The sequence below is a fragment of the Streptomyces sp. genome (assembly GCF_031178505.1).
Taxonomy (GTDB): domain Bacteria; phylum Actinomycetota; class Actinomycetes; order Streptomycetales; family Streptomycetaceae; genus Streptomyces; species Streptomyces gulbargensis.
In genome coordinates this window covers 1-9074 of sequence record NZ_JAPSIW010000225.1, presented here as the reverse complement: position 1 = coordinate 9074, position 9074 = coordinate 1, and the positions used below count along the sequence as shown (strand labels likewise).

Sequence of the window (9074 nt, the reverse complement as noted above, 5' to 3'; positions counted from 1 at the left end):
GGGGGGGCCGGGAGGTTCCGCTGCCCCGCTCGGTACGGGAGGCGCTCGAACGCTACGAGGCGAAGCACGGCATGACGAAGAAGGGGTATCTGCTGCGGGGGCCGAGCGGGTACTACACGGAGCCGATGGCCCGTCGGCGCGTCCGCGCACTTTTCGAGAAGCTGCCCGTAGTGGACGGGATGGGGATGTATGGCTTCCGGCTATTTCGCCTCCAACGCGCTCGGTCAGCGGCATCCCGATCACCGACGTGGCCGAGTGGATGGGGCACAAGTCGATCGAAGAGACGTACCGCACCCACCGGCACCTGATGCCGGGCAGCATCACCAAGGCGGCCCGCATCCTGGACGCCGGCCTGTGGGACGCGGGTTGAGGCCGTGGCGAAACCTGTCGTGCTTCCCTCCGGTTGGGCTGCACCGGCACCACATGGCACAGGTTGTAGAGACCTGCAGTCGGTCTGGTCACTCACCCGCATGGGAACCGCGGCGGGCGCCGCGCTCCCCGTGCTGAGCCGCGCCACGACCGACACGTCGCAGCCCTGCACTGCGTCAGGGTACGGCGGCACGGCCGCTCGCTACGCGGTCGCCGTCGTGTCGGACACCTACACGCCGGTTCCGTGATCAACGGCTACGCCCCGTCCTGCGGCCGGGAGGAACAAACCCTGCCTCTTCCAGCGGCCACGGTCCGGCTTTCGGGCACGGGCAGCGCCAAGCCGGGCGCGCGGCCTTACCAGCGTGACGACCCGCCGGAGCGAGCGGTGGCCCCAAGGCCGCCGCTCGCGGACCGCTGTGTGTCCGGCACGGGCCGCCCCGTCGCCCGCGAGGGTCTTGGGCCGCTCCCCGGGCGGAAACACAGCGGAGCCGCAGGGTGCGAGAACAGGTGGGCACCGGTGGAATAGGCCTGCGCGGGCGGGCCGCGAGGACGCCGGTTCATCCACGTGGTCGTCGCACCACTGGCCGGATCACCGCACGTAAGCCGGTCGCTTGCGGTCGAACTGCCAGTCGGGCACCAGAAAGCGCATGGCCGTGGCGTCGTCCCGGGCGCCGAGACGAAGACCGGTGTACAGCTCGTGTGCCTCCTCCACCCGCTGCATGTCGAGCTCGACGCCGAGCCCGGGGCCCGTCGGTACTTCGAGCATGCCGTCCTTGATGGCCAAGGGCTCGGTGGTGAGGCGTTGACCGTCCTGCCAGATCCAGTGGGTGTCGATCGCCGTGATGTCACCCGGAGCGGCCGCCGCCGCGTGGGTGAACATGGCCAGTGACACGTCGAAGTGGTTGTTGGAGTGCGATCCCCAGGTCAGTCCCCAGGCACTGCAGATCTGGGCGACGCGCACCGATCCCGCCAGCGTCCAGAAGTGCGGGTCGGCGAGCGGGATGTCGACGGCGCCGCTCTGCAGGGCGTGGCCCAGTTCCCGCCAGTCGGTGGCGATCATGTTGGTGGCGGTGCGGAGTCCGGTCGCGCGGCGGAACTCGGCCATGACCTCCCGGCCCGAGTACCCCTTCTCCGCGCCGCACGGGTCCTCCGCGTACGCGAGGACGTCGCGCAGGCCACGGCCCAGGCGGACGGCTTCCTCGAGAGACCATGCCCCGTTCGGGTCGAGTGTGATGCGGGCGTCGGGGAAGTGCTCGGCCAGGGCGCGGACGGTGGCCGCTTCGTCGGCCCCGGTCAGCACTCCCCCTTTCAGCTTGAAGTCCTTGAAGCCGTAGCGTCGCTGGGCGGCCGAGGCCAGGGCGACGATCGCCTCCGGTGTGAGGGCTTCCTCGTTGCGCAGGCGCAGCCAGTCGTCGTCGGCCTCGGGCTCCGCCCGGTACGGCAGGTCGGTTCGTCCTCGGTCGCCGATGTAGAACAGATAACCCAGGACGGGGACCTGGTCACGCTGCTGTCCCTCGCCGAGGAGGGCGGCGAGCGGAACGCCCAGGTGCCGGCCCAGCAGGTCCAGGAGCGCCGTCTCGACAGCGGTGACCGCGTGGATGGTGATCCGCTGGTCGAAGGTCTGCGTGCCGCGGCCGTCGGTGTCACGGTCGTCGAAGGCGGCTCGGATGTCACGCAGGACGGCGTGATGGTGGGCGACCGGCCGGCCGACGACCAGGTCACTCGCCTCCTCCAGCGTGGTGCGTATGGACTCGCCGCCCGGTACCTCGCCGACACCGGTGCGGCCTTCCGAATCGGTGAGGACGACCAGGTTGCGGGTGAAGTAGGGGGCGTGTGCTCCGCTCAGGTTCAACAACATGCTGTCTTGACCGGCCACAGGGATGACCCGCATCGCGGTGACAAACGGGCGGGAGGAAGCGGAAGCATGTGGCATGGGAAGTTCCTTCAGTGGCTCGTTCGCCGGTGACCCCGGCGGTGGTCCGGAGAGAGCGCGTCACTGTCGCAGGTGGGCCGGCAGCTTTTCGATGAGACGCGCCAGCGCCTCGTGCTCGCCCGGGGTGAGATCGGTCAGCGGAGGCCGGACGGGTCCCGCGGGGCGACCGACGGCGCTCATACCGGCCTTGACAATGCTGACGCCGTATCCGCGGGCCCGGTCGCGGATGGCGGTGTACGGCAGCACGAAGTCGTTCAGGTGCCGGAGCACGGTGTCCCGTCGGCGCTCTCGGACCGCGTCGTAGAAGTCCAGAGCGAACTCGGGCAGGAAGTTGAAGATGGCTGACGAGTAGGTGGTGGCCCCCAGTTCGAGGTAGGGCACGGCGAACGTCTCCGCGGTCGGCAGGCCACCGATGTAGGTGAGCCGGTCACCGAGACGGCCGTGGATGCGGGCCATGGCCTCCAGGTCGCCCACCCCGTCCTTGTAGCCGATGAGGTTGGGGCAGGCCATCGCGAGTCGGTCCAAGGTCTCGGCCGTGTACACGGCGTTGGCCCGGCTGTAGACCACCACGCCCAGGGAGGTGGCCCGGCAGACCGCCTCGACGTGCCGGGCAAGGCCCTCCTGGCTCATATCCGTCAGGTACGGGGGGAACAGCAGGATTCCGTCGGCGCCCGAACGTTCCGCGGAGGCGGCGAACTCCACGGCCGTGGCGGTCCCGCATCCGGCGGGCGCCAGCACGGGCATGTTCTTTGGGGCGCTCTGCACGGCGGCGGTCACGACGCGTTCCACCTCGCTGGGAGTGAGCGAGAAGAACTCCCCGGTGCCTCCGGCGGCGAAGAGGCCGCCCACCTTGTACGCCGAGAGACGTTCGACGTGCGCGCAGTAGGCTCTCTCGTCGAACGACAGGTCGTCCGGACCGAAGTGGGTGACGGGGAAGGAGAGCAGTCCCGCACCGAGGCGCCGGCCCAGGTCCGCCGGGTTGAGAGGTGAGGTCATCGCGTTGTGTTCCTTGTCATCCGGTTCGGAGTGGAGTGAGTGGCGCTGGGGTCAGTCGGTGGTCGAGGGCTTGCGGCCGCCGAGCGGCTTCCACCGGGAGCGCAGGGCGTGCGCGGCGGTCTTGGGGCGTCGGTCGCGGGTGAAGACCCCCTTCCTGTTGCCGTCGACGCGGTGGATGCCGTTCGAAGTCTGGAAGTCGGCGAAGTTCCACACGTGCTCGCCCACCACGGCCTCGGCGCGGTCGAAGGCCCGGTGGTTGGCCTCCAGGTAGGCGAGCTGGTATTCCTCCGTCCACGGCATGTCCCACACCGAGTGCAGACCAGGAAGGGCGTCGGCGCCGTACTCGCTCATGAGGATGGGCTTGTCGTACTTCTCCGCCCAGCCGCGCAGCTCCATGTCCATGTAGGTCTCAGCGGTGGCGAGGTCACCGGTGGCGACGTACCAGCCGTAGTAGCGGTTGAGGCAGACCAGGTCGAAGAGGTCGGCGATGCGGTCGTTCTTGTAGGTCGCGAACATCACGGCCGCGTAGCTGACGGGCCGGCTGGGGTCGAGCTTGCGGGTGAGCTCCACCAGCGGCTCGAAGTACTCACGCGCGCCTTCCTCGTGGGACGAGGGCTCGTTGGCGATGCACCACATGACGACACTGGGATGGTTCTTGTCCCGGGCGATCAGCTCGCGGACGGCCTGGGCGTGAGCGGCGCGGGTGTCGTCGTTGAAGGTCTCCGGGGAGAAGGTCGGCTTGTGCGGGCGTCCGGCGAGCCCGCCCTCGACGGCCAGGTTCAGACCGACGGCCGCGGTCTCGTCGATGACGACGATGCCGTGCCGGTCGGCGAAGTCGAGGACGTCCTCGGCGTAGGGGTAGTGGGAGGTGCGGAAGGAGTTGGCGCCGATCCATTCCATGAGCTGGAAGTCGTGCACCAGGTAGGCGTCGTCGTGTCCCTTGCCCCGCACGGGTGTGTCCTCGTGCTTGCCGAAGCCGGTGAAGTAGAAGGGCTCCCCGTTGATGAGGAACTGCCGACCGCGGATTTCGACGGTACGTACGCCGAAGGGCTGGGTGTAGGTGTCGGTCACCTCGTCACCGTCGACGATCTCGGCGACGAGGTCGTAGAGGTGGGCCGCGCCCGGGCACCACGGGGTGACGTCGGCGATGCGCAGGGTGCCGTTGACCCCCTCGGCGGCGGCGACCTGGGTGCCGTCGGCGTCCAGGACCCGCACGCGCACCTGGGCGGAGGCGCTGGTCTGCACCGAGTAGTCGACGGTTCCGGTGGTGCCCTCGAGACCGGTCACGATCGTGAGGTCGTCGATGTGGACGGCCGGGACACTGTACAACCGCACGGACCGGGCGATGCCCGAGTAGTTGTAGAAGTCGTGCAGGTACTTCTGTGTGCGCCGGCCGTCCTGGGCGACCGTGATCGTGCCCGGCGGGATCGTCACGTTGGTCAGCTCGTTGTTGACGCCGACGGTGATACGGAACTCCTCGCCCGGTCCCACGTAGTCGGTGATGTCGGCCTCGAACGGCGTGTAGCCGCCGACGTGTTCCGCGACGAGGTGGTCGTCGACGTACACCTGCCCCTCGTGCGTCACCGCGTCGAAGCGCAGCATCACCCGTTCTCCGGCCCAGCCGCGCGGTACGCGGGCCGTGCGCTGGTACCACACCCAGCCGACGTGGTCACGGATCGCGCTGTCGGTGAACAGGTCGTTGTAGCTGGCCGGTACGGCGGCTTCGAGCGGTGTGTCGAGCGGCCCGGTCCACGGCTGGGGGCCGGTGCTCGCGGAGGTGGCGAAGTGCCAGAGGCCGTCGAGGCCGACGAGTTCGCGGGTGGCGGTGCAGCGGGGTTTCAACATGGGTGATCTCCTTGTGTCGGTATGGGTGGTCCACACGCCGGCGGTGCGGCGGAAGTCGACTGAGGGGGACCGGGGGATGACGTCGCCCGGGCTTGTGGCTCTTGTGGCTTCGGAGGAGGATCGGCCCGGACGGCTCAGCGGGCCACGCCGTCGGACACCGCGGGGACGAGGACACGCGCCATGCATCTGATGTCGTCGCTGCTCAGCCCGGTCATCAACGTGACCTCTCCGGCCTCGCAGCCGCGCCGTCCGTCGGCCAGCGTGTACGAGAGCCGCTCCAGCGGAGCCTGAAGGACGAAGTCCGCCGACTCGCCGGCCGCCAGGGACAGGCGGCGGAAGTCGAGGAGCCGGCGCACGGGTCGTACGACGCTCGCGTACTCCTGTCGCGCGTACAGTTGCACGACCGTCTCACCGTCACGGTCCCCGGTGTTGGTGACCGTGACGGGAAACCGCAGCAACCCGTCGCGTACTTCCGCGTCGACGTTGGAGGACACCTCAAAGGCCGTGTACGACAGCCCGTGACCGAAGACGAAGAGGGGGGACTGGTCGGGCAGGTCCACGTAGGCGTAGGTTTCGTTGGCCGGGTGGTCGTAACCGCTGCCGTGGCGGTGGCCGTGGTAGGCGGGGATCTGCCCGAGGTGCCGGGGAAAGGTGGCGGGCAGTTTGCCGCTGGGGTTGGTCGCGCCGAACAGGACGGAGGCGATCGCGGGGCCCGCCGCCTCGCCGAGCAGTGGCGCGAGCAGGACCGCGGCGGACGCCCGTACGACCCGGTCCAGGAGCAGCGGACGTCCGGAGACGACCACGGTGACCACCGGCTTGCCGGTCGCGGCCAGCTGATCGATCAGCTCCTCCTGATCACCCGGCAGAGACGGTGACACGCTGGAGCGGCCTTCCCCGGCGGTGTTGCCGCCGACCCGCCCGGTGCGCTCGCCGACGAGGGCGACGATCACGTCGGCACCGGCCGCCGCCGCGTCGACCACGGAAGCGTCGAGCGGCCGGCTGCCGTCGGCGGTGAAGGACCCGAGAGGCACGTACTCGACGGCGGCACCCGATTCCCGCATCGCTTCCCACACCGTAGGCGCTCCCGGATGCAGGGCGCGGACCATTTCCTCGAACCGCGGCTGCAGGCCCGGCAGGGGAGTAGTGACGATGTCGGTCGAGGAGAAGGTCGCCGAGTCGACGCCGGGAACCTGGCCCATCCGTACGGCCTTGACGGCGGTGGGCATCTCCGCTGCGGCCGCCGAGGTGTAGGCCCCGAAGTGGACGCGGAGTTCGTCGGCGGCCGGGCCCGTCACGACGATCCGCTGTCGTCCTTCGGCGAGCGGCAGGGTGCCGTCGTTGTGCAGCAGCACCGTGCTCCGTTCCGCGACCGCCTGCCGGACGGCTGCGGCTTTCGCGCGGTCCGGCCTGCCGGACCGGGCCGGGGACGGCCTGCCGAAGCCGGGGATCAGGCCGGTGCGCGCCTTGACCGTGAGGACGCGGGCCACGGCTCGGTCGATCACCTTCTCGTCCAGACGGCCCATGGCGACCTCCTGGACCAGGTTCGGGTAGCTGACCGCGTGCGGTAGTTCGACGTCCAGGCCGGCCGTGACGGCCTGCTTCGCGGCCTCGCCCGGTGTGGCCGCCGTGCGGTACCGGGTGCGCAGCATGGGGACCGAGTCGTAGTCGCTGACGGTCATGCCCTCGAAGCCGAGTTCGTTCCGCAGGAGTGTGGTCAGCAGCCAGTGGTCGGCGGCGGCCGGTACGCCGTCGATCTCGTTGTAGGAGTTCATGACTACCGACAGACCGGCTTCGGCGATGGCCCGGCGGAACGGCTCGGCGTACTCGTCGACGAGGGTCCGGCGTCCCAGCTGGGTGGTCGCCATGTTGCGTCCTCCCTCGGAGGCCCCGAATCCGAGGAAGTGCTTGCCGGTGGCGAGGAGTTCGCTGCCCCCGTCCTCGCCCTGGATGCCGTGGACGAAGGCGACCGAGAACCGCGCGGCGAGTTCGGGGTCCTCACCGTACGTCTCGTGCACCCTGCCCCACCGCGGGTCCCGGCTGAGGTCCATTACCGGGGCGAAGAGCAGCTGGACTCCCAGGTCACGCATGTGCGCGGCGGTGACGGACGAGGCCTGGCGGGCCAGGCCGGGATCCCAGGTGGCCGCCTGTGCCCAGGCCGTCGGGAACTGCTCTCCGGCCGCGTGCAGGAAGCCGTTGATGCCCTCGAAATGCACCAGCCCACCGATTCCGAACGGTGACGCCTCGCGCACCGCCTGCTGCACCCGGGCCAACGCGTCGCGCAGGCTGTCGGCGTCCTGGCCGAGGAACCAGGCCAGCGACAGATGCCCGACACCGTGGGGGCACATCTCCGCCACCCGGCCGGCCTCGAGCGTCGGGACTCCGGTCGGCCCGGGAGCGAGCAGACCCGGCAGTGCGATGCCGCCCAGCTGTGCCACCTTCTGCTCCAGGGTGAGCCGGGTGATGAGTCCGGCGAGGTTCTCGGGAGTGGTCATGCGGGTTCCTCTCACTGTGCTGAGGTGGTTGTTGCGGATGGTGTGCGTACAGCGGACGTCAGGAGCCGACCGCGCGTACCGTCGGGCTCGTCGTCGCGGACCCCTCGGCGGTGACCGTCACGGTGATCGGGCCGCGGGTCGGGCGGTGGCTCAGCGCACGCCCCGGACCCGGAAGAAGGCGATCAGCCCGCCCAGCAGGCCCAGGAGGCCGGACGACAGGTACAGAAGGGTGTAGTTCTCCTCACCGGTGGCGCCGCCGGCACCGATGCCGATCACCAGCGGGGCGGTGAGCGGGGCGAGCGCACTGGGGATCTTCTGGGAGAGCGTCACGATCGCCAGGAAGCGTCCCGCGTTGGTCTCCCGCTCGGGGAGGATGTCGAGCACGGTCGCCTGGCTGCTCGCAGAGAAGACCGCGATGCCCAGGTTCATCAGCGCGGCACCGGCCAGCAGGCCGGCCAGCGTGTGTGCCCACGCCGAGACGACGGCGCCGGAGAGGAAGACCGCCGCGGCCACCAGGGCGAAGGGGCGGCGGCGTCCCAGCCGGTCGGAGAGGAAGCCGCTGCCCAGCGTGCCGGCCGTCATCGCCAGCACGCTGATCCCGCCGCTGATGGCGACCAGGCCGGAGACCTCGACAAGGGTGAGGTCGAGCCGGTCGGCGTAGAAGAAGGTGACGAAGGACGTGTAGAGGGACTGGCCGTAGTAGAAGACGAAGCGTGCCAGCAGGTGCCAGGCGAAGTCCGGGTGGGCCCGTGGATCGAACACATAGCTCCGCAGCATGCGCCCGGTCGTCAGCCTCACCGGGACGGTGTTCTTCCGGGAGTCCGGCTCCCGGAAGAACACCACCAGGAGCGTGAGCAGCACCGCGCCCACGACGCCCGGCAGGAGGAACACCAGCAGGTGGTCGTGGCTCACCGTGCCCACGAGGAGGACACCGACGACCGGCGCCACCATGGTGGTGGCTCCCGTCAGACCGGCGACCTTTCCGCGTTGGGAGGGTGGCAGCCGGTCGGCCTGGATGCTGCCGAGCGCGCCGAGCGCGGTTCCCCAGCCGAGGGCGGCCATGGCCCATCCCAGGCCCAGTACCGCGATGTTCGGCGCGTACGCCATCGTCACCAGGGCGGCCATGCCGAGCACGCCGCCCCCGATCAGGTACGGCATCCGGCGTCCGAGGCGGGAACGGGTGCGGTCGCTGAGCGTGCCGATCGGCGGAGCGGTGACGAGCGAGAGAGCCGAACCGATGCCGAGGATGTAGCCGACGGCCGCCTCGTCGCCCGGCGCGAGATGGTCGGCGCGCAGGGCGAGCGAGAAGGCTATCGGCACCATGAGCGCCATCGCCACGCCGAAGGTGGCCGCCACCAGGAGGGCGACGCGCCCGCCGGGCAGAGAAGCGAGGCCGGTGCCGGTGGCCCCGGCCGGGGCGGGAGAGACGGACAGGGTGC

6 protein-coding genes are annotated in these 9074 nt (G+C 70.1%); 1 reads left to right on the top strand and 5 read right to left on the bottom strand.

Annotation, left to right across the window (positions count from 1 at the left end):
• The first annotated feature begins 247 nt into the window (after positions 1–247).
• Positions 248–370: a hypothetical protein gene (locus RIF68_RS16860; RefSeq protein ID WP_309052088.1), complete on the top strand. Its 123-nt coding sequence runs from the start codon at positions 248–250 to the stop codon at positions 368–370.
• A gap of 588 nt (positions 371–958) precedes the next feature.
• On the opposite strand, the gene RIF68_RS16855 is transcribed toward RIF68_RS16860, so the two are convergent.
• The 5 genes from RIF68_RS16855 to RIF68_RS16835 form a co-directional block, all read right to left on the bottom strand.
• Entirely contained in the window at positions 959–2302 is a 1344-nt protein-coding gene (locus RIF68_RS16855) for an enolase C-terminal domain-like protein (protein WP_309052087.1), read from the bottom strand.
• Positions 2303–2362: 60 nt separating this feature from the next.
• Positions 2363–3298, bottom strand: a complete 936-nt coding sequence (kdgD, locus tag RIF68_RS16850) for a 5-dehydro-4-deoxyglucarate dehydratase (protein ID WP_309052086.1) — start codon at positions 3296–3298, stop codon at positions 2363–2365.
• A 51-nt stretch (positions 3299–3349) separates the two neighbouring features.
• The gene (gene uidA / locus RIF68_RS16845; RefSeq protein ID WP_309052085.1) at positions 3350–5143 is read right to left on the bottom strand and encodes a beta-glucuronidase; all 1794 of its coding nucleotides are present in this window, start codon (positions 5141–5143) and stop codon (positions 3350–3352) included.
• Positions 5144–5277: 134 nt separating this feature from the next.
• Complete coding sequence (locus RIF68_RS16840) at positions 5278–7635, bottom strand: glycoside hydrolase family 3 N-terminal domain-containing protein (RefSeq protein ID WP_309052084.1); 2358 nt, start codon at positions 7633–7635, stop codon at positions 5278–5280.
• A 150-nt stretch (positions 7636–7785) separates the two neighbouring features.
• On the bottom strand, positions 7786–9074 hold a 1289-nt coding region (locus RIF68_RS16835), incomplete at its 5' end, for an MFS transporter (protein WP_309052083.1).